Annotated in this window: 21 protein-coding genes and 1 pseudogene; 5 read left to right on the top strand and 17 right to left on the bottom strand. The window is 63.4% G+C overall.

The genetic code is table 11. The annotated features are described in order from the left end of the window. Positions 1–274: 274 nt before the first annotated feature. The 9 genes from VGE08_RS24505 to VGE08_RS24465 all read right to left on the bottom strand — a co-directional run bounded on the left by VGE08_RS24505 (position 275) and on the right by VGE08_RS24465 (position 6,160). On the bottom strand, positions 275–856 hold the full coding sequence (locus VGE08_RS24505; RefSeq protein ID WP_331070562.1) for a GNAT family N-acetyltransferase: 582 nt from the start codon (positions 854–856) through the stop codon (positions 275–277). Between the two features lie 45 nt (positions 857–901). Continuing rightward, the gene (locus VGE08_RS24500; protein ID WP_331070561.1) at positions 902–1,717 is read right to left on the bottom strand and encodes an SAM-dependent methyltransferase; all 816 of its coding nucleotides are present in this window, start codon (positions 1,715–1,717) and stop codon (positions 902–904) included. A 24-nt stretch (positions 1,718–1,741) separates the two neighbouring features. Beyond that, positions 1,742–2,380, bottom strand: a complete 639-nt coding sequence (gene maiA / locus VGE08_RS24495; RefSeq protein WP_349258800.1) for a maleylacetoacetate isomerase — start codon at positions 2,378–2,380, stop codon at positions 1,742–1,744. A 15-nt stretch (positions 2,381–2,395) separates the two neighbouring features. Then, positions 2,396–3,082, bottom strand: a complete 687-nt coding sequence (locus VGE08_RS24490; protein WP_331070559.1) for a fumarylacetoacetate hydrolase family protein — start codon at positions 3,080–3,082, stop codon at positions 2,396–2,398. A 27-nt stretch (positions 3,083–3,109) separates the two neighbouring features. Further along, positions 3,110–3,886, bottom strand: a complete 777-nt coding sequence (locus VGE08_RS24485) for a DNA-binding domain-containing protein (RefSeq protein ID WP_331070558.1) — start codon at positions 3,884–3,886, stop codon at positions 3,110–3,112. Between the two features lie 8 nt (positions 3,887–3,894). Beyond that, positions 3,895–4,791: a DUF692 domain-containing protein gene (locus VGE08_RS24480; protein WP_331070557.1), complete on the bottom strand. Its 897-nt coding sequence runs from the start codon at positions 4,789–4,791 to the stop codon at positions 3,895–3,897. Positions 4,792–4,932: 141 nt separating this feature from the next. Next, positions 4,933–5,178, bottom strand: coding sequence for a hypothetical protein (locus tag VGE08_RS24475; protein WP_331070556.1), 246 nt, complete (start codon positions 5,176–5,178; stop codon positions 4,933–4,935). Positions 5,179–5,346: 168 nt separating this feature from the next. Beyond that, positions 5,347–5,667: a BON domain-containing protein gene (locus tag VGE08_RS24470; RefSeq protein WP_331070555.1), complete on the bottom strand. Its 321-nt coding sequence runs from the start codon at positions 5,665–5,667 to the stop codon at positions 5,347–5,349. 64 nt (positions 5,668–5,731) lie between these two features. Beyond that, positions 5,732–6,160, bottom strand: a complete 429-nt coding sequence (locus tag VGE08_RS24465; RefSeq protein ID WP_331070554.1) for a hypothetical protein — start codon at positions 6,158–6,160, stop codon at positions 5,732–5,734. A 276-nt stretch (positions 6,161–6,436) separates the two neighbouring features. Between VGE08_RS24465 and VGE08_RS24460 the strand changes: the two genes are divergently transcribed. The 4 genes from VGE08_RS24460 to VGE08_RS24445 all read left to right on the top strand — a co-directional run bounded on the left by VGE08_RS24460 (position 6,437) and on the right by VGE08_RS24445 (position 9,623). After that, positions 6,437–7,903, top strand: coding sequence for a CHASE3 domain-containing protein (locus tag VGE08_RS24460; RefSeq protein ID WP_331070553.1), 1,467 nt, complete (start codon positions 6,437–6,439; stop codon positions 7,901–7,903). 176 nt (positions 7,904–8,079) lie between these two features. Continuing rightward, positions 8,080–8,475 carry a helix-turn-helix domain-containing protein gene (locus VGE08_RS24455; RefSeq protein WP_331070552.1) on the top strand — a complete coding sequence of 132 codons (396 nt, stop codon included), beginning with the start codon at positions 8,080–8,082 and terminating at the stop codon, positions 8,473–8,475. 53 nt (positions 8,476–8,528) lie between these two features. After that, positions 8,529–9,173 carry a response regulator gene (locus VGE08_RS24450; RefSeq protein ID WP_116807151.1) on the top strand — a complete coding sequence of 215 codons (645 nt, stop codon included), beginning with the start codon at positions 8,529–8,531 and terminating at the stop codon, positions 9,171–9,173. Between the two features lie 69 nt (positions 9,174–9,242). Beyond that, entirely contained in the window at positions 9,243–9,623 is a 381-nt protein-coding gene (locus VGE08_RS24445) for a response regulator (protein WP_331070550.1), read from the top strand. Between the two features lie 230 nt (positions 9,624–9,853). On the opposite strand, the gene VGE08_RS24440 is transcribed toward VGE08_RS24445, so the two are convergent. The 3 genes from VGE08_RS24440 to VGE08_RS24430 all read right to left on the bottom strand — a co-directional run bounded on the left by VGE08_RS24440 (position 9,854) and on the right by VGE08_RS24430 (position 12,319). Beyond that, positions 9,854–10,096 (bottom strand): hypothetical protein, encoded by a 243-nt coding sequence (locus tag VGE08_RS24440; RefSeq protein ID WP_331070549.1) that lies wholly within the window; start codon positions 10,094–10,096, stop codon positions 9,854–9,856. Between the two features lie 221 nt (positions 10,097–10,317). Beyond that, positions 10,318–10,578 carry an EF-hand domain-containing protein gene (locus tag VGE08_RS24435; protein WP_331070548.1) on the bottom strand — a complete coding sequence of 87 codons (261 nt, stop codon included), beginning with the start codon at positions 10,576–10,578 and terminating at the stop codon, positions 10,318–10,320. Between the two features lie 109 nt (positions 10,579–10,687). Beyond that, the gene (locus VGE08_RS24430) at positions 10,688–12,319 is read right to left on the bottom strand and encodes a M28 family metallopeptidase (protein ID WP_331070547.1); all 1,632 of its coding nucleotides are present in this window, start codon (positions 12,317–12,319) and stop codon (positions 10,688–10,690) included. Positions 12,320–12,488: 169 nt separating this feature from the next. Here VGE08_RS24430 and VGE08_RS24425 point away from each other — a divergent pair, with 169 nt between their 5' ends. Further along, positions 12,489–13,046, top strand: a complete 558-nt coding sequence (locus VGE08_RS24425) for a C40 family peptidase (RefSeq protein WP_331070546.1) — start codon at positions 12,489–12,491, stop codon at positions 13,044–13,046. Between the two features lie 209 nt (positions 13,047–13,255). Here VGE08_RS24425 and acs read toward each other — a convergent pair. The 5 genes and pseudogenes from acs to hrpB all read right to left on the bottom strand — a co-directional run. Further along, positions 13,256–15,196 (bottom strand): annotated as a pseudogene (gene acs, locus VGE08_RS24420) (acetate--CoA ligase); the annotation flags it as partial. Positions 15,197–15,219: 23 nt separating this feature from the next. Then, complete coding sequence (locus tag VGE08_RS24415; RefSeq protein ID WP_331070544.1) at positions 15,220–15,654, bottom strand: HIT family protein; 435 nt, start codon at positions 15,652–15,654, stop codon at positions 15,220–15,222. 8 nt (positions 15,655–15,662) lie between these two features. Next, positions 15,663–15,932: a DUF4404 family protein gene (locus VGE08_RS24410; RefSeq protein WP_331070543.1), complete on the bottom strand. Its 270-nt coding sequence runs from the start codon at positions 15,930–15,932 to the stop codon at positions 15,663–15,665. A gap of 112 nt (positions 15,933–16,044) precedes the next feature. Next, on the bottom strand, positions 16,045–16,284 hold the full coding sequence (locus tag VGE08_RS24405; protein WP_331070542.1) for a hypothetical protein: 240 nt from the start codon (positions 16,282–16,284) through the stop codon (positions 16,045–16,047). 72 nt (positions 16,285–16,356) lie between these two features. After that, positions 16,357–18,957 (bottom strand): ATP-dependent helicase HrpB, encoded by a 2,601-nt coding sequence (hrpB, locus tag VGE08_RS24400; RefSeq protein WP_331070541.1) that lies wholly within the window; start codon positions 18,955–18,957, stop codon positions 16,357–16,359. Between the last annotated feature and the right edge of the window lie 43 nt (positions 18,958–19,000).

Raw genomic sequence — 19,000 nt, 5'->3', positions numbered from 1 at the left:
TCTGCCCCGAGTTGTTGTTGCGTGCGCCGTGGCCGCCTCATGCGGCAATGAAGTAACCAGCCTGAAACGAGCCCGGTCACCAGCCCTGTAATAAGCCCGGGGGAGCGGTCCATTGCGACCGCGCCGGCACATTAGAACGAGCGCCGCCGTCCGGGCTCTCGAATGTTCCACAGAAACATCGACCCGGCGGTCCCAAGGCGGAGGCTCCCCGCGACTTAACAGAATTATGCCCGTTTCGGAGCCGGCGGTCGGAACAAGATGGTATGAGCGTGCTTCAGCGCACGTCTTGGGGGGTGGGGGGCGACCACGTATGGCGATACACCGACCAGGCGATCGCCGCCAGGCCCGTCGCGACGCCTGATTCCATCCCTGGCTCGTTCCGAGCGCCATTGCCGGACCCATTTGCGCGAGCTCCGTCTTGCCGGTCCGCATCCTTGCGGCGTACGAAGCCTACGCTAAGCACCGCCCGCTGCACAGCCACATGGTCGGCCGCGAATTGCACCCAGAGCTCGTCGACGGGCAGATGGGCGAAGACTTGCTGGATCAGTCCGACAAAGCCTTCCTTCGAGTACCCTTTGGCGCGCGCCGCCGCTACGAACATCACCCCCGCCTGCACACTGCGCTGCCCGGCATCGAAGTTGAGCAGGCTGCAAATGCCCACATCGGTTTGCGTCGCCTTCTCCTCTACAGTCAGGAACAACTGCTCGATGGGCTGTCGCTGCATGCCCGCCAGGGCGTTGCGAAAGCTCTTCGCGGCACTCGCAGGTGACAGGGGGGCGCCGATGAAGCGCATGGTCTCGGCGTCGGTATAGAGGTGCTCGAAGAGTGCGGCATCGGAGCTGGCGATCGGCCGCATGCGCAGGCGGGCGGTCTCGACAGGGAACACGTGCATGCCGGGATATCAGCCGCGTGCGGCGAGAGCGAGCTCGCGATCGAGCGCCGACAAACGCTCGCGCACCTCATGATCGAGTTGCAGCGGCTGCGCCGGGGGGATCACCAGCGTGAAGTGCATGTCGGCCTCGGCGTTCGGCAGGTCCGCCAGGCGGACGGGAACGATCTTGGGGCGGAAGGTGGGCAGCGTCGCGGCCTGGTACAGAATCACTTCATGCTCCAGCGGATAGTCGCGGCTCAATACATCGACCAGTACCTGCCGGTAGGCGGCGCCCGTGGAAAAGCGCGCCAATGACTGATCGCCAGACAACCCGACCTGCCACAGGATCAGATAGGCGCCGGTATCCACGCGCCGGCGGTTGAACATGAACTGGCTGGCTTCGTAATGCTGGCAGCCGTATTTGCCGGGATCGAAGCCCAGGTCGGCGTACATGCAATCGGCTGCGGACACGCCGGGCTCCATGTGCGCGCTGTAACCTTCGCTGCGCGCGATCTCGATGGCTTTGTGCGTCGGCCACGCGAACACGCCGGGGTGCCCATAAAATGCGGCACAAACGCGCTTGCCCGCGCGCACCTCGGCCAGCATGGCCTCGACCATCTCACGGTAGGTATCCATCCGTGATTTGCCTTCGCGATACAGCGATTGCAGGCTGCGCACGTCCGGGTTCATGCGCGCGATCCACATTTCGATGATGCCGTCGGACAGGCCGGTGAACACCACGTCGGCGTTCTGGATGTGGTCGCGAGCCAGCGGGGTCAGATGCGACCCCAGCGTCATGCCGATGCCCACGCACACCAGACTGCCGCCGTTTGTGCCGTGACTCATGAGCTTGCTCGCTGTCGGGGGGAACTACCTGGCCTCGGGCTGTGCTTCCGGCCGTGCGGCGTCGAAAGCGGGCAGCGATTCCAGATGCGTGCTGATGGCGACCAGCGTTGGAAAGGGCGTGAGATCCACTTTGAATCGGCGTGCGTTGTACACCTGCGGCACCAGGCACACGTCGGCCAGCGACACGTTATCGCCGAAACAATAGCGGCGCGCGCTGGTGTGCCTGGCGACCTGCTGCTCCAGCCCGCGAAAACCTTCGCCGATCCAGTGCCGATACCAGGTGTTCACGCCCTCGTCGTTCTGGCCGAGATTCTGGCGCAAGTAGTTCAGCACGCGAAGATTGTTCAGCGGATGAATATCACAAGCGATGGCCAGGGCCATGGAACGCACCTGCGCGCGCGCCAGAGGTTCCGCCGGCAGCAGCGGCGGCTCGGCATGCAGGTCGTTGAGATATTCAATGATGGCGAGCGATTGGGAAATCGTCGTGCCGTCGACCGCGAGCGCGGGGATCAGCCCTTGCGGATTCAGCGCCAGATAGTCCGCCGCCAGATGTTCCTTCTCGAGGAGCACCTTGGAGATGCTCTGGTAATCGATGCTCTTCAGGTTGAGGGCGATGCGCACGCGGAACGCCGCGGAGCTGCGAAAGTAGTCATAGAGTTTCATCATGTCGTCCAGCCGTCAGATCACGGTGACTGTGAGCGTTTCGAGGCCGTCGATGCCGGCCTCGAGCCGGTCGTTCGGACGAATGGCCGCCACTCCCGACGGCGTGCCCGTATAGATGAGATCGCCGGGCGCGAGCTCGAACAGCGTGGAAAGCTCGGCGATGATTTCGGGCACGCTCCAGATCATGTCCGCCAGCGCGCCCTGCTGGCGCAGCGTGTCGTTGACCTTCAGCCAGATCCTGCTGTTCGTGAGATTGGTCGCGGCCGAGGCCGGAGTAATGGCGCCGATCGGCGCCGAGCGATCGAAGGCCTTGGCCGTGTCCCAGGGCCTGGCTTTCTCCTTCGCTTCCGCCTGCAGGTCGCGACGGGTGAGGTCGATGCCCACGGCATAGCCGAACACATGCGACGGCGCCTGCGAGATGCCGATGTTCACGCCGCCGATGCCGATGGCGACCACCAGCTCGACCTCATGATGCAGATCCGACGTGCGCAACGGAAATGGCAAAAGCGCGCCGCTCGCGACGACCGCATCGGCGGGCTTGGTGAAGAAGAAAGGTGCTTCGCGTTGCGGGTCCGCGCCCATCTCCCGTGCGTGCGCGGCGTAGTTGCGCCCCACGCAATAGATACGATGCACGGGAAAGCGCTCCGAGCGCCCCGTGATGGCGACGCCGGGTGGCGCCGGCGGCGGGAACACAAAGGACATAGACTCGCGGCCGGAAGATTCGGGCCGTTAGGATACTCCGATGATCATTTGATCGGCCACCCAACGCTTCAGCAGGCTGGCGGCCTGCGCGGGCACCGCATCTACTTTGTGCCAGTCGCACAGCGAGTCGCAGAGCGCTTCGAACGTGCCGCCCGAGCGCGCGACTTCCAGCGCCGCATTTTCATCGGCCGTCAGCGAGCGAAATTGCGTCTTCAGCTGTTCGCGCCAGACGAGCCACGGCTGCAACTCATCGAGCGTGACTGCCTCGGGCAGCTCGGTTTCGGTCGTCAGTGCCTTGAACAGGACCGGCGCGTTGGTTCGCATCTGCAAGCATTGCACGGTCGGATGAAATTGAAACCGCAGCGCGGGCCAGTCCTCGGGCGGCACCGCGGCCAGGGCATCGGCGCCGATCGGCTCGGCGTTCGCGCCGTCAAAGGCCGCCGCGATGGCCCATTCCCAGCTGGCAAGCTCTTCCAGCCAGGGCGCCTCGGGAAACGAGCGGCGCAACAACTGCGGCAGCCGATCGCCGAACCAGCGAATCGACGGGTAGCAGGAAGGGCTCAGATCGATATATTCCCTGGCCAGCGCCTCGAATTCGTCCTTGCCCAGCAGTTGTTGCAGGCGGGGCAGGGTGCTGGCGAGCGCGTCGGTCAGGCGCAGGCGATACGCTTCGGAATAGATCGCCAGCCGCAACGTCGAGGGCACCCGGTCCGTGCCGACGACGGCATCTATTATGCGTTCGTGGCCATGCATGACGTGGCGTTGGAAGTCACGCTGCAGCTCGAGCAGAGGGCGGGTGTCCATTGCAGCGCTCATGCAGCGGACTTCTTCGATTGATGCGCCGATTGCCGGAATGACGGCCGGCTGGCGCGCGCCTTCATCGCAACGTTGGTAATGTCGCGGGCGCGGTCCAACTCGGCGAGCAGCACGTCGAGCTCGGGAATATTGTCGTCGCGCTCGATCATGGTCGACACTGCACCGAAGCGCTCGACCGCCGCGCCGAACAATTGCCACACTTCCTCGCACACCGGCTCGTCGTGGGTATCGATCAGATATTCGCCCATGTTGCGATGGCCTGCGAGGTGGAATTGCTTGACGCGCTCGACCGGGATGCCGCGCAGGTAGGCCATGGGATCGAAGCCGTGATTCACGCTGCTGACATACACATTGTTCACGTCCAGCAGCAGGTGGCAGTCGGCGCGCTCGGCGACTTCACGCAGGAAGTCCCACTCGGTCATCTCCGAGCTGCTGAAACTCACATAGCTGGACACATTCTCCAGGACCAGGCGGCGGCCGAGCCGCTCCTGGACGGTGGCGATTCGCGACACCACGTGCCGCAACGCCGTTTCCGTGAACGGCATGGGCATCAGGTCGTGCAGGTTCACGCCGTCCACGCCGGTCCAGCACAGATGGTCCGAAACCCAGCCCGGCTCGATACGGTCGGCGAGCGCCTTCACGTCGCGCAGATAGCTTTCGTTCAGCGGATCGGCGCTGCCGATGGACAGCGACACTCCATGCAGCACGATCGGATACTCGGCGCGCAGGCGCTCCAAGTAGTGTAGGGGCCTGCCGCCTGGCACCAGATAGTTCTCGGTGAGCGCCTCGAGCCAGCTGACGCTGCCCTTGCGCTCGCCGAGCAGAGATTCATAGTGCGCCGGGCGGACACCCAGTCCGAAGCCGAGCGAGGAATGAGGGGTCGGATCAGCCACGAAGCGCTCTCATGCCGGTAGCGAGGACGGATAGAAAACGGCGCGACTCCAGGCGACTCCCGGGCGGGGAGGCGACGCAGGTTGGTCGCAATACCTGGGCGGCCGCGCCGTCATGTCCATCAGACCGGACCAGGACGGAAGTTATTTCTTCTGCTGGGCCTTGGCGGCGTCGCATTCGGCCTGGGTCAGCATCAGGAAACCCTGACCTTTGCAGGCATTCTTGCCGGCGCAGGCATGGGCCGCCGTGCCACAGGCACTGGTGCCCTTGCACGCGTTGACGCCTTCGCACTTCACCTTGGCTTCATCGGCATGGGCGGCGCTCAGCGGCGCGCTGCTGAACATCACCGCGGCAGCTGTCGCCAGAGCGAGACTGGAGAATTTCTTCATCGATGCCATCCCTCACATGGAACATGGGCGCTTCGAAGGCGAAGCGCTGAAGTATACGCAGTCCGGCAGGGATCGGATTCAAACGCCAACGACAGAATGAAAAGGGCGGGTGATCGCTCACCCGCCCCCGCTGCTGCGCCTCGATGAGGGCCTGAAAGGGGACTGGCCTCAGCCGCCGGAGCGGACCTCCAGCGCGTCCTTCACGCTCTTCACGCCGTCGGTGTCGCGAGCCAGCTGCAGTGCGCGGCTGCGAGCCTGATCGTTCTCCACGAAGCCGCTCAGCTGCACCGTGCCCTTGAAGGTTTCGACGTTGATCTGATGCGCCTTGGTCACCGGATCCTCGATGAGCTTGGCCTTCACCTTGGCCGTTACCACACCGTCGTCGATTGCCTGGCCGGTCGATTGCTGCGTCGGAGTCGACGTGCACGCGACGACCGTCGAGGCCATGATTGCGGCCAACAACAATGCCGCCGTATTTTGCCGTGCCATATTCCTTGCTCCTGAACTATGCGAGTTCTAAAAGATACTAAGTGAAGATTCAATCAATCATTCATCAGCCGGCGCCGTCGCGGCGCGCCTCGGCAGCACGCTTGGCATTCTCCAGCTCGGCATCGGCGCGCTCCTTGCAGTCATCCTGGGCCTGACCCTGCAGGGCATCGCACTTCTCCATGGCGATCTTGTGCGTAGCCTCGGCGCGCGCCACGGCTACTTTGAAGTCGCCCTGGGCCGCGGTTTCGCTCGCGTCGCGGGCCTGATCGGCCACGTCGTCGGCGTCATTGTCGGCCTGTGCATCGAGCACATCCTGCTGCGCATCCGCCATCTCCTCTCTGGCCTCGGACTGTGCATCCATCACGTCACGCTCGGCTTCAGCCTGGGCGCGGGCTACGTCGCGCTGAACCTCGCTGGGTGACTCTGCTTTATTGCAGCCCGCCAGCGCCAGGCCCGCGGCCGCCAGAATCAAATAGAAAATATTGCTCTTCATGGGTTACCTCGCGTTTGGTGTGCGCACACGCCTTGCTGATTCAATCCTCCTGTGAAACAGCCGGTTCCAAGGCTGCATCACCGCTGCGGCGGCGCGTGAATTCGCGTCGATAACGTGCCGATGGAATGCCCGGTTCCTCTCACAATCGCAGGCAACCGCGTACACGTCGCGCGCGAGCACGTTTTGCCAGGGCGTCAATCAGGGCTGCGGCGCGGCGGTATCAGCATTGTCCGACCGGCAACGGCTGACGAAGGAACCAAGAAATGTTCACAGCCGTTGCACGTCACGGCCATCGAGACGCTGCAGGAGGCCATGGTCGACACCACGCACAGCGCGCATTCAACGAATGCAGCTTCGGGCACACCGCCGGTTGGTAGCGGCGGTGTGCCCGTGCACGTGCGCATCGTGATCGTGATTTCGATTGCGCTGCTGGTGGTCAATGCCACGTTGCTGATCATCAACACGGCCGCCACGATGGACTCGCACGCGCAATATGCGCGCTCCTACGAGATCAAACGTTCACTCAGCAGCTTTCAGTCGGTGATCACGGCGGCCGAATCGGGCCAGCGCGGCTATTTGCTCACCGGTCAGACGGGATATCTCGAGCCGTATTACGTGGCGATGCGCAGCTGGCGCATCGAGATCGACAAGCTGCGCAACCTCACTGCCGACAATCCGGCGCGACAGAACGATATAGCCGAGCTGGAGCAGCTCACCGCGGCGGCCATCAGTCGCCTGAAGGCGACGATCAGTCGCAGCCCCCAGCCCGGACCGAACGGCAATGCCGATGTCGCGGGCACCGAGCAGGCCACGACCACGATGGACCGGGTGCGGGGCATCGTCGACCGCATGATGGCCGAAGAGGATGCGAGGATCGAAGCCCTGCGCCGCGAAGTATTGCGCGACCTGCTGGTGGCCGGCGGGTTGGCATTGCTGACTACCGTGGTGACAGTCGCCGTGCTGATTGGGTTGAACAAGCTGCTGCGCAGGTACGTGCGCGATCGCGAGCTGGCCGAGGCTGCGATGCGCGAAGCGAATCAGGTGCTGAACGAGCAAGTGGAACAGCGCACCGCCGAGCTTACCGAGCTGTCCCAGCACCTGATCCGCGTTTCGGAAGATGAAAAGGCCAGGCTGGCGCGCGAGCTGCATGACACCTTGGGCAGCAATCTCACCGCGATCAACATGGATCTGAACTGGATCCAACGACGCCTTCCCGATGGCACGCGCGAGATCAAGGAGCGGCTGCAGCGCGTCCTGCAAATGTTGGCCGAGACCGTCGAGCTCAAGCACGAGGTCATCGAGGGGCTGCGGCCGAGTCATCTGGACAATCTTGGCCTCGCATTCGCCATGCGTGCCCACTGCCGTGAATTCACCCGCCGCACCGGCTTGCCGTGCGAGGTCGACGTGCAGGAGGACTTCGATGACCTGGACCCGGCCTGGTCGATCGCTTTCTACCGCATCGCCCAGGAATCGCTGACCAATATTGCCAAACATGCGCAGGCGACCAAGGTGCGCGTCGAGCTGGCCCGCGAGGAGGGCGGCATTCGCTTACGAATCATCGATGACGGCGTCGGCGTGGCCGAGGAGTCGCTCGGCAAGCCCAAGTCGCACGGCGTCGTCGGCATGCGGGAGCGAATGCGCCAGTTGGGCGGCCGTTTCCAGATTCGCCGGCCCGAGCAAGGGCCGGGGACCATCGTCGAGGCGTTCATTCCGACCAGCGGTGCTACTGCCATGTCGGCCTGAGTCTGCGTCGCTTTCGGGGTTTCCGGGCCGGTTGCGGGGCCCCTTTTTGGGGCGAGGTCAATACGTAGGAAACCCCTGACGGTACGAACTTCACTTTGTGGGGAACTTTTCCTCGCCCTGACGCCGTTGTGAACCATCAGGCCACGAGTGTAAAGCTGACCGTCAGGAGCGATCGCATGAATCATGTCGGAAGGGCAACCCACAGTGATCATCACGCTTATGCGGATGAAGCCCCTACGGGCGAAGAACTGTCCGGTGAAGAAACCATGGTGGGCCAGGAGCGCAATCCGGCGCCCCCGCCCGTGGCATTGCGCATCCCGGTCGGGACCAACCTGGCCGACGTGGAGCGCTGGATGATTTTCGCAACGCTACAGAAGTGCGGGGGAAACAAGACCCGTGCGGCGGCGTTGCTGGGGGTGAGTCTGAAGACTCTCTACAACCGCCTCAACGCATACCGTGCGCAGGGACTGGCCATGGATCATGGTCTGAGCGATGGCCGTGACGTGGCCATCACGACCCTGCAAGGGGGCGACCTCCGTGAAGCAATGACAGAGGTACCACAGCGATGTTGAATCCAAGTGAATTGGGCACTCGGGAAAACGAAGGCCGGGACGCGTTTCAGGCCATGCACACGCCGATCCGCGTATTGATCGTCGATGACCACGCCATCCTTCGTGCCGGTGTGCGCGAGATGCTGGCGGAGGAGCAGGACTTGCAGGTGGTGGCCGAAGCCGGCTCCGCCGAAGATGCTCTTCAGCAGTTGCGCAACGGGCTGCAGGTCGACGTGGTGGTGCTCGACATCACCTTGCCGGGCCAGAGCGGCATCGACTTGCTGAAGCAGTTGAAGCGCGATCAGCCGGAGCTGGCGATCCTGGTGCTGAGCATGCATCCGGAACGCAGCTTTGCGGTGCGCCTGATGCGCGCCGGCGCCAACGGCTACGTGCCCAAGATGATCGTTCCCGAGGAGTTGGTGAAGGCAGTGCGTGCTGTCGGCACCGGGCGTCGTTACATCACGCCGCTGGTAGCCGAGTTGCTTGCATCGGAGTGCGCGGCCGATGAAGAGGGCCCGATGCACAATCGGCTCTCCGAACGGGAGCTGCAAGTGTTCACGCGCATCGCTCGCGGCGTGTCGCCGGCGGTGATGGCCAATGAGCTGGGCCTGAGCGTGAAGACTGTCAGCACTTATCGGGCGCGCATCCTCGAGAAGATGGGCATGCGCAGTAACGCCGAGATCGCGGCTTACGCAGTTCGCAACCAGCTGGTGGAGTGACCGGGCGCGCGGCGGGGATGGCGGGGACGGAGTGTCCGCTGTGATCGCGTCGCTGTTCGGCCCAACGTCATGGCTGGATCCGAGCTGACGGTCTACATCGTTGAGGACTCGCCCGCGGTCATGGAGCGGCTGGTCGAAGCCGTCGGCGATATTCCCAACGCCAAGGTCGTGGGCAGTGCCGACGCGGTGGCCGCCGCGCTCGAAGGCATGCGCCTGGCGCAGCCGCGCGTACTCATCCTCGACATCCAGCTACGCGGCGGCAGCGGGTTTCAGGTGCTGAAACAATTGCGTGCCAGTACCAGCCGGCCCGAGGCAGTCATCGTGGTTACGAATCATCCATCCGATGATTACCGGATTGCGAGCCGCGAATGCGGGGCGGATCATTTTTTCGACAAGGCTTCGGAGTTCGACAAAGTTCGCGAGGTACTACTGCAGATCGACGCCGCGTGAGTTGTCTCTCCGTAACTGCCGAAGTAAAGCCGCAGCCAGATCACGGAACATACTCAGGATCCTGCGCGTCTCGTGGTGCGTTGACACTCACCGATTTACCGGACCCTGCGCAACTCGTTTCATGGACCTCCCCAGGACGATGGGGGCACCCGCTGAGAACCCATCGGACACCATGATGACGGCTGCGCACTTCAGGCCGCGCTTCGAACGGAGCGCGGCCTTCTTTTAGCTCAACGTTCGCGGTCTTCGTGGCTGATATTGCGGCTCCACTCGGCGCGGCTGCGCGAGGCGTCGTATTCGACGGCCGCTTCCGAATGCGTGCTGCGACACTCGTCCTGCCAGCGAACCACGACATAGCGGCCGGTGCGCAGCTGCCAGACGTCGCCCCGCAGATCCACGTCGCTGTCTTTGAGTCGGACCGGGTCACCGATGCGCAAGCGGTTACGCATCGCCTCGCTCATTTCGCTGCTCATGAATGTCTCCTTACGCACGCTATCGGCACGAGCAGCGCATTAGCCTAGAGGCATCGATATTGATCTTCGACTAGGGGAAAGCAGCAGACCGCTGCTTCATGCGGGGATTGAGCATCACGTCACGCGGCGCAGCGCGAGCCCGTGTGAGACAGCTCACACTTTGGCGCGCGCGCGCTTTGACAAAATCTCTGGAAAATCGCCGGGTGCGCTAACTGGGTGCGCTACAGCCGCGCGGTGTCGGTCCACCAGCCCATGAACTCTTCGAAGCTGATCGAGCCGTCGCCGTCCTGGTCGGTGAGCTCGAAAGCCAGCAGGCATTCATCTTCGGACAGGTCCTGGTCCAGCGTGCGCAGCAGCTCGCTGAACTCGGCGTTGACGATCCAGCCGTCGCTGTTGCTGTCGCAGGCGTCGAAGCTCTGTTTGAGCTCTTTGAGATCGCTAGTGTCCACATCGATGTCCTTGACCACATCCAGGTGCGTCATCACCGTTCATCCTTTGTTTATAACCGCCCGTCGGGCGGCAGGACGGGCATACAAATATCGCCCGGCAAATATTACCGCGCGAGACACTACCTCGACACTGCTTTCAGCGCTACTGCTTTGGAGGAAATTTCTCCGCGAAGAAATCATCATTGGCCCAGCGCGGCGCGCTGGACGCGTTGGCGACGCTCAACACGATACGCACGCCGATGCGAGCCAGGTCGGCGGCGGTCGGATAATCGATGGGCAATGTCAGGTCGTCGCTCGGTTGATGATAGTGCGTGGCTAGAAACTGCCGGCGCAGGTCATCCAGATCGGTGCTCGGATTGCGCGGCTGGTAACCCGTGTCCAGCTTCAACGAGGGAATGCCGCGGCGGATGAACGAGAACTGATCGCTGCGAATGAACCTCACCTGTTCGGGCGCCGCATCGGTGCTCAGCCGATAGCCTTGCGCTGCGACAGCTTGGCGGGCGACTGAGCCCAAGGTCGAGTGCTGCGCGCCCAGCGCGACGAAGTCGAAGACCGGCGCGAAAGTCAGCGGCATGTCCAGGTTGAGGTTGGCGACCAACTTCTTGTCCTGCGCCTGAGCCTGATGCGCGAAGAAGTCGGAGCCGAGCAAGCCCTTCTCTTCGGCGGTGACCGCGGCGAATATCACCGAGCGCCGTGGCTTGGCATTCGATGCATGCAAGGCGCGCGCAAGCTCGAGCATGATGCCTATGCCGACTGCATTGTCATGCGCGCCGTTGTAAACGGTGTCGCCATTCACCGCCGCGCCGCGACCGAGATGATCCAGATGCGCGGTGACCACGACGTATTCGTTCTTCAGTTGCGGGTCCGAGCCTGGCAGCACGCCGACGACGTTGGCACTCTCCGTTTTGCGCAGCCCGGTGGTCGCCGACAACGTCAGCATGCCCGGCAGCTCGAAGCCTTGCGGCGTGCCTTCGTCGGAGGCGGCCAGCGCCGCTGCGAATGAGGTCGGCGCCGTTTCGAACAGCTGCGTGGCGGCGTCGTGATTGAAGCGAAAGCGCAGCTTCAGCGCCGGGAAGGCGTTTTGCGGGACGCCGGCTGCATCGATCCATCTCATTTGCGGAATCCAGCTCATGGCGACGCGCCGTTCCCATGGCGTGCGCTTGATGTCTGCCGATGAGTCCACGGTGATCACGCCGACGGCGCCTTTCTCGACCAAGGTGGTCAGCTTGCGCTCTTCCCATGAGTAGTAGGCGCGGCGCTCATTGGAAAACTTCGCGGGTGCGCCGCTGAAGACCACGGCGATCTTGCCTTTGACGTCGATGTTTTCGAAATCGTTGTGGCTCAGCTCGGGCGCATCGATGCCGAAGCCCGCGAAGACCAGTGGCGCGCTGAGCGTGGAGCTCGCGGAGGAGAAATCCGCATTCGGCAGGTAATGAGTGCCGTACTCGAATGTATACGTGTCGTCTTCGAGCACCAGCTCGGCGGAGGAGCCGGGCAGCACCGGCGTGGCTTCCAGCAGCGGCACCCTTTGCAAATAACTCTTGTCGTCGCCGCCGGGCTGCAAGTCTGCCTGCTGGAACTGGGATACGACATACGCGGCGGCGATGTCATGGCCGCGAGAGGCCGCCGCACGGCCTTCCAGCAGATCGGCTGCAAGGAATTCAACGTGACTACGGATCGTCGCGGGGTGCACTTCGCTCCATGGGCCGCGGTCCGCGGCAGAGGCAGCAGCGGCGGACAGCAACAGCGCTAGCGATATCGGCAATCGGGCCATGAGATCTCGGAATGATGAACGATGGGCGCAACAGTACCATTGCAGCAGGTATTTCGCTGGCGCAAGCCGGTCGCTCCGGGCGTGGCGTGAGTTGCGTCACACGAGTTCACCCGGTATTCAGCGCCTGGCTCATAGCCTCGGACTTAGGCATGCTTGGAACGGTGTCGCCATGAACCGCTACTTGCTCAATCGACCGGACGTCGCTGCAGCCGCTTCGACCCGTCCGCCTGGACGGGGCATCGCTGTGTGTGTCGCTGTTGCCGCTGCGAGCCTTGCGTTGCAGGGGTGCGCTGGGCCGCAGCCCTATGTGCCGTCCACGTCTACCTCAACCCAGGTTCGACCGCCGGAGGCGCCTCAGGCCACGGTGGGTAACGAAGTGGCCATGCGAGCGATCTCGTTGCTGGGGGCGCCGTATGAGTGGGGCGGTAGCGGGCCGAGCACCTTCGATTGCAGCGGGCTGGTGAGGTTCATTCACGATCAACTGGGAATATCCACGCCGCGAACTGCCGCCGAACAGTTTTCGGCGGCGAGGCCGGTGGAGCTGGATCGTCTCGCGCCTGGCGATCTGCTGTTCTTCCGGATCAAAGGGCGCATTTCGCACGTCGCCATCTACACGGGCGAGGGGCGATTCGTGCATGCCCCGCAGACCGGCAGGCCGGTGGAGTTGCGGACGCTAGACGATGATTTCTATCGGCCGCGGCTGGCGGGCGCGGGGCGGTTGTTCTGAGCTTCGGAATTTAGTTGGCTGCCTCGGTAGCCCGCGGAGGCTGGTGGGAGAACACCCCACCCACCAGCCTCCGCCGATCGCGCGTTGGTGGTCGTAGCGTATCGATAGCGCTACTCGGCTTTCTTCTTCCTCTTTTTCGCCGGCGCTTTCGCGGCTGGTGCAGCCGGTGTCGCTGCGGCTTGTTGAGCAGCAGCAATCTCCGCCGCAGGGCGGTTCATGCGTTCGCGCACCAGGTTGTCGACGACTGTAGGGTCGGCGAGCGTCGAGATGTCACCTAAGGAATCGTGCTCGTTGGCGGCGATCTTGCGCAGGATGCGGCGCATGATCTTGCCGGAGCGTGTCTTCGGCAGGCTGGGCGCCCACTGGATCAAATCGGGCGTGGCGATCGGGCTGATTTCCTTGCGGACCCAGTCGCGCAATTCGCTTCGCAGCGCTTCGGAGGGCTCGACGCCAGCGATCAAGGTCACGTAGACATAGATGCCTTGACCTTTGATGTCGTGCGGATAACCGACCGCAGCGGCTTCGGCGACGCTGGCATGGGCGACCATCGCGCTTTCGATTTCGGCCGTGCCGAGGCGATGGCCGGCGACGTTCAGCACGTCATCGACGCGTCCGGTGATCCAGTAATAGCCGTCTTCATCGCGCCGTGCGCCATCGCCGGTGAAGTAACGGCCAGGGAATGTTTTGAAGTACGTGTCGATGAAGCGCTGATGGTCGCCGAACACGGTGCGCATCTGTCCGGGCCAGCTGTCGGTGATGATGAGATTGCCCTCGCAGACGCCTTCGAGAACGTTGCCGTCATTGTCCACGATGGCGGGTTTCACGCCGAAGAAGGGCAGCGTGGCCGAGCCGGGCTTCTGATCGATCGCGCCAGGCAGCGGAGAAATCAAGATGCCGCCGGTTTCCGTCTGCCACCACGTATCCACGATGGGGCAGCGTCCGTCGCCGACCACGCGGTGATACCACTCCCACGCTTCGGGGTTGATGGGCTCGCCCACGGTGCCGAGCAATCGCAGCGAGCGGCGTGACCATGCCTTCACCGGCTCTTCGCCTTCGCGCATCAACGCGCGAATTGCGGTGGGGGCTGTGTAGAACAATGTAACTTTGTGCTTGTCGACCGCCTGCCAGAACCGTCCGCTATCCGGATAGTTTGGCACGCCTTCGAACATCACCGTGGTCGCGCCGTTAGCGAGCGGTCCGTACACGACGTAGCTGTGCCCGGTGACCCAGCCGACGTCGGCCGTACACCAGAAGATATCGTCCTCGCGCAGGTCGAATACCAGCTCGTGCGTCATCGACGTGTACACGAGATAGCCGCCGCTGGTGTGCAGCACGCCCTTGGGTTTACCTGTCGAGCCCGACGTATAAAGAATGAACAGCGGATCTTCCGCGTCCATCACCTCCGGCGGGCACTCCTTGGGCTGAGAGTTCACGACGTCGTCGAACCACTTGTCGCGGCCCTCGTACATGGGTACGCGGATTTCGGTACGTCGCACCACCAGCACGTGCTTCACACACTCGGTGTTCGGCATGGTCAACGCGAGATCGACGTTCGTCTTGAGCGGCACGCGCTTGCCGCCGCGAATGCCTTCGTCGGCGGTGATCACCACGCTCGATTCGCAGTCGGCGATGCGTCCGCCCAGCGAATCGGCCGAGAAGCCACCGAACACGACCGAATGAATCGCGCCGATGCGCGCACAGGCGAGCATCGCGACCGCGGCTTCGGGAATCATGGGCAAATAGATGGTGACGCGATCGCCCTTCTTGACGCCGAGCGACTTCAGCGCATTGGCGCACTGACAGACGCGCTCGTACAGCTGCCGGTAAGTGATGCGCTCGGACAGCTTCGGATCGTCGCCTTCCCAGATGATGGCAGTCTTGTCGCCGCGCTTGGTCAGATGGCGGTCGAGGCAGTTGGCCGCGACGTTGAGCTTGCCGTCGTAGTACCAGCGGATGCGGAAGTCGCGCTCGTCGAAACTGGTGTCCTTCACCTTTGCGAACGGCTGAATCCAGTCCAGGCGGCGCCCGATGCGCGCCCAGAAGCTGTTGGGATCGCGCACCGATTCCTGATACAGGCGCTGATAGTCGGCCAGCCGTAGATGGGCCAGCGCGGCGAAGTCCTCGGGTACTTTGTATATTTTCTGGCTCATTGCTTCTCGAACCGTGGCCGGAGTTATTGCCTTGGAGGCAAGGTAGCGAGCGCGGCGCGGATCTTCTCCGCATGCTCGGCGAGCACTGCCTTGTCCGCCCAATCGCGACCGTGGCCGCGCAGCGCCACACCTTCATAACAAGGCAGGATGTGGAAGTGAATATGGAATACGGTCTGGCCCGCGGCCGGCTCGTTGAACTGAATGATCCGCATGCCATCGGGCTTGAATGCCTGCTGCACGCCGCGGGCCACGTGCTGGGTCGCCTTGATCAAATCGGCCAGCGCGTCCGGCGCGATGTCGAAGAAGTTGCGTGCTTCGACCTTGGGGATCACCAGCGTGTGGCCGTCGGACTGCGGCATGGCGTCCATGAACGACAGCGCCCGCTCGTCTTCATACACTTTGAATGCCGGAATTTCGCCGCGAAGGATTTTCGCGAACACATTGTCTCGGTCGTACATGACGCCTCCTAGATGCCGGCCTTGGCCAGCGCGTCGAGCAACTGGCGCACGGCATTGCCAACAGCCGGATGTTCGGCTTCGAAATTCACCGCGAGTTGCTCGAGCCGCTCGGTGAGCTTGTGCTCCTCGTTGTCCAGCGAAGCGGCGCCGAGCAGCCGCGTCAGATCGTTGAGCAGCAACATGAGCGATGCGCGCGTACGCGAGTCGACGGCGTCCCGGTCGAGTCGCTCGAGCCGCTCGTGCAGGGCGAGGATGTGCTGCTGGATATCTTGATTCACTACGAAACTCTCCGTGGAGCGGCCAACGAAACGAAACGATCTTAACGCCAATGGTGCTTAGTTAACCGTCTTTGTCGCAGCGGTTAGCGGTTAGCGGTTAGCCAGAAATGAGCTAAATCCTGGCCTCCGTTCTGCCCCAACCGCTAACCGCCAACCACTGGAGGGCGCTAACCAAGTGCCGGTTGGGCTGCGTCTCGACCCGCATCATGCCGTTCTGAGCCCAGGTATTGATGGTGCTGGTGCGGCTGCCGGAGAGGTCGCGATTGACCATTTCCAGCTTGGTGCCGGCTTGCGCCGTGGCCACGGCGCACACGGCCGTCAGGAGCGATATCGAGAGTGTCCGCACGAGCATGAATGTCCTCCTGAGCGATGCCCCGATTCTACCCGCTTGCGCCCGGCGCTGGGCAGGCAGCGCGGGACCGCCTCAGCGCGTCCGGGGCTTGGCGCGGGCAGTGGCTTGGGCGGTGAGCGGGTCGTCCGGCCAATAATGCTTCGGATAGCGCCCTTTCAGCTCCTTTTTTACATCCAGGTAGCCGCGCGCCCAGAAGCTCACCAGGTCGCGCGTGACCTGGACCGGACGGTGCGCCGGCGAGAGCAACTGTAAAGTCATGGGCACGCGGCCTTCGGCCACTGTGGGGGTCTCGTGCATGCCGAAAACCTCCTGCAGCCTGACGGCGACAGTAGGGAAATCTTCGCTGTAGTCGATGGGGATGCGCGAGCCGCTGGGAACGACCAGGTGGGTCGGGGCGAAGATCTCGAGGCGTTGCTGGGCATTCCAGTCGAGCAGCGACATGAGGATGGCGTGCAGGTCCAGGCGTGCCAGATGCTCGCGACGGCTCATGTCGTTGAGCCAGGGGGCCAGCCATTCGTCGAGATTTTCCAGCAACGCCGCGTCGCTTACGTCGGGCCAGGGCACGGGCGCGCGCTCGTCGAAACGTTTTGCGAAGATCAATCGCGTCTGCAGCGCGCGTGCCGCCTTGGTCCAAGGCAGCGCGGACAAGCCCAGCTCGCGAACACCATCGAGCATGGCGCTGAGCATGCGCGCCGGATCGGGTTTGTCGATGCGGCGATCGTAGAGTTTCAACGCGCCGAGCCAACGTTCCTCTTGCGCGACCACAATCTGTTCGCGCGAGTCCCACTCCAAACGTTCGCGATTCTCGATGTGCGCGGCGAAATCCGCTTCTAACAATTCGCGCGTGATGGGAGCGGCAAGTCGAATCATCGCTTCGCGATCGCCGGCATCGAGATCGGCGACCACCAGAAATTCCGCTTGGGCCAGGCTTTGCGCTGGTGGCAACTGCGCGCCACGGCCGCTCGACAACAAATATCGACCGCCGCTGCCGCGCGATTGCGCGATTCGATCGGGATAGGCCAGTGCCAGCAAGCGGCCCACATCGAAATCGGCCGACTTCGTATCCGCGACGCGCTGCGCCGCCTTGCGGCCAGCGGATAATTGCACGAGCGAATGTTCCAATTGCCGCGCCAGCAACTCGATACTGCGCAGCGCTCGTTGTTTCGCGCCCGAGTCCAGCGACACACCAGCGGGCAGCGTGCGCTCGCCTCGCAACGCCTCGACGCGAAATCTCAAGTCGACATTCCGATCCTGCCCCTGCGTGCGAAGCAAGTCACGTTCGCCGAGCACGGCAGCGATCTGCAATGCGGTTGTTTGCAATCCCAGCTCCGCGCCTCGCACGATCATATGGGCCAGGCGAGGGTGGGTTGTCATTCGCGCCAGCGCACGACCGTGCTCGGTCACGCGGCCATCGGCAGCGATGGCGTCGAGAGAACGTAGTAGATCCCGCGCCTGCGCGAACGTCGCGGCAGGCGGCGGATCGAGCCAACGAAGCGCGGCAGGATCGGAGATCCCCCAGTTCGCCAGCTCCAACGCCAACGGCGCGAGGTCGGCGCCGACGATTTCCGGCGCTGTCTGGGCCGGCAAGGCAGCGTGTTCGAGCTCGCTCCACAATCTATAGCACACGCCCGCCTGGATTCTGCCGGCGCGACCGCGACGCTGATCTCCCGAAGCGCGCGAGATGCTGCCCAATTCGAGCCGGCTCATACCAGTCGACGGATCGAAACGGGAACGTCGTTCCTGGCCGCTGTCGACCACGATGCGCACGCCTTCGATCGTCAGACTGGTTTCGGCGATGTTGGTCGCGAGCACGATCTTGCGTTCGCCATCGCGGCTGGGCTGAATCGCCGCGTCCTGCTCTTGTGCCGAGAGCTCGCCGAACAGCGGCAACACTCGCACGCCCGTTGGCAGCGAGGCTTCCTCCAGGAAACGTTGCGCGCGCCGGATCTCTCCTTGACCGGGAAGAAACGCGAGCACGTCGCCATCTTCGTCGTCGATGGCGCGACGAATGGTACGAGCGACGATCTGTGCCATGTCTTCGTATTGGGGGCGTGTGCCGCGTTGATCGAGGCGTTCGCGATAATGCGTGGTCACTGGAAATGCGCGCCCCTCGGCGGTGACGATGGGCGCATCACCCAATAACTTCGCGACCGCCGCGCCATCGAGCGTTGCGGACATGACCAATAGACGCAGGTCCTCACGCACGGTCTCCTGAGCATCCAGGCACAATGCCAGGCCGAGATCGGCGTTCAGGCTGCGCTCGTGAAACTCGTCGAATATCACCAGCGCCACGCCTTCGAGCGTCGCGTCGCGTTGCAGCCAGCGGGTCAGGATGCCCTCGGTGACCACCTCGATGCGTGTGTCCTTGCCGACCTTGGTTTCCAGGCGCGTGCGATAGCCAACGGTGCGCCCGACGGCTTCGCCGAGGATCTGCGCCATGCGCGTGGCGACGGCACGAGCCGCGAGACGCCGCGGCTCGAGCATCACGATGCGAGCATCGCCGCGCCAGGCTTCGTTCAGAAGGGCAATCGGTACGCCAGTCGACTTGCCGGCGCCCGGCGGCGCTTGCAGGACGACGTTGCGATGTCCTGCCAGGGTGTGCCGCAGCTCGGGCAAGGCGGCGTTGATGGGAAGTTGGACTGCTGGACGGTTCACGCCGCCATTATCGGTCATTTGACAGCGCCTCGGCATGCGTCGCGTCCGCTGGAAAATCGCT

Origin of the sequence: Steroidobacter sp. (assembly GCF_036406195.1) — a bacterium.
Lineage (GTDB): Bacteria > Pseudomonadota > Gammaproteobacteria > Steroidobacterales > Steroidobacteraceae > Steroidobacter.
Note: the sequence above shows the minus strand (reverse complement) of the source record. Positions and strands in the feature narration are given on the sequence as shown.

What these genes read in the sequence shown, in the direction of transcription:
- VGE08_RS24455 (WP_331070552.1), top strand. Translation starts at nt 8,080, where the DNA reads ATGAATCATGTCGGAAGGGCAACCCACAGTGATCATCACGCTTATGCG.
- VGE08_RS24475 (WP_331070556.1), bottom strand. Translation starts at nt 5,178, where the DNA reads ATGAAGAAATTCTCCAGTCTCGCTCTGGCGACAGCTGCCGCGGTGATG.
- VGE08_RS24430 (WP_331070547.1), bottom strand. Translation starts at nt 12,319, where the DNA reads ATGGCCCGATTGCCGATATCGCTAGCGCTGTTGCTGTCCGCCGCTGCT.
- VGE08_RS24490 (WP_331070559.1), bottom strand. Translation starts at nt 3,082, where the DNA reads ATGTCCTTTGTGTTCCCGCCGCCGGCGCCACCCGGCGTCGCCATCACG.
- VGE08_RS24450 (WP_116807151.1), top strand. Translation starts at nt 8,529, where the DNA reads ATGCACACGCCGATCCGCGTATTGATCGTCGATGACCACGCCATCCTT.
- VGE08_RS24485 (WP_331070558.1), bottom strand. Translation starts at nt 3,886, where the DNA reads ATGGACACCCGCCCTCTGCTCGAGCTGCAGCGTGACTTCCAACGCCAC.
- VGE08_RS24505 (WP_331070562.1), bottom strand. Translation starts at nt 856, where the DNA reads ATGCGGCCGATCGCCAGCTCCGATGCCGCACTCTTCGAGCACCTCTAT.
- VGE08_RS24405 (WP_331070542.1), bottom strand. Translation starts at nt 16,284, where the DNA reads ATGCTCGTGCGGACACTCTCGATATCGCTCCTGACGGCCGTGTGCGCC.
- VGE08_RS24435 (WP_331070548.1), bottom strand. Translation starts at nt 10,578, where the DNA reads ATGACGCACCTGGATGTGGTCAAGGACATCGATGTGGACACTAGCGAT.
- VGE08_RS24440 (WP_331070549.1), bottom strand. Translation starts at nt 10,096, where the DNA reads ATGAGCAGCGAAATGAGCGAGGCGATGCGTAACCGCTTGCGCATCGGT.
- VGE08_RS24425 (WP_331070546.1), top strand. Translation starts at nt 12,489, where the DNA reads ATGAACCGCTACTTGCTCAATCGACCGGACGTCGCTGCAGCCGCTTCG.
- hrpB (WP_331070541.1), bottom strand. Translation starts at nt 18,957, where the DNA reads ATGACCGATAATGGCGGCGTGAACCGTCCAGCAGTCCAACTTCCCATC.
- VGE08_RS24470 (WP_331070555.1), bottom strand. Translation starts at nt 5,667, where the DNA reads ATGGCACGGCAAAATACGGCGGCATTGTTGTTGGCCGCAATCATGGCC.
- VGE08_RS24415 (WP_331070544.1), bottom strand. Translation starts at nt 15,654, where the DNA reads ATGTACGACCGAGACAATGTGTTCGCGAAAATCCTTCGCGGCGAAATT.
- maiA (WP_349258800.1), bottom strand. Translation starts at nt 2,380, where the DNA reads ATGAAACTCTATGACTACTTTCGCAGCTCCGCGGCGTTCCGCGTGCGC.
- VGE08_RS24465 (WP_331070554.1), bottom strand. Translation starts at nt 6,160, where the DNA reads ATGAAGAGCAATATTTTCTATTTGATTCTGGCGGCCGCGGGCCTGGCG.
- VGE08_RS24445 (WP_331070550.1), top strand. Translation starts at nt 9,243, where the DNA reads ATGGCTGGATCCGAGCTGACGGTCTACATCGTTGAGGACTCGCCCGCG.
- VGE08_RS24500 (WP_331070561.1), bottom strand. Translation starts at nt 1,717, where the DNA reads ATGAGTCACGGCACAAACGGCGGCAGTCTGGTGTGCGTGGGCATCGGC.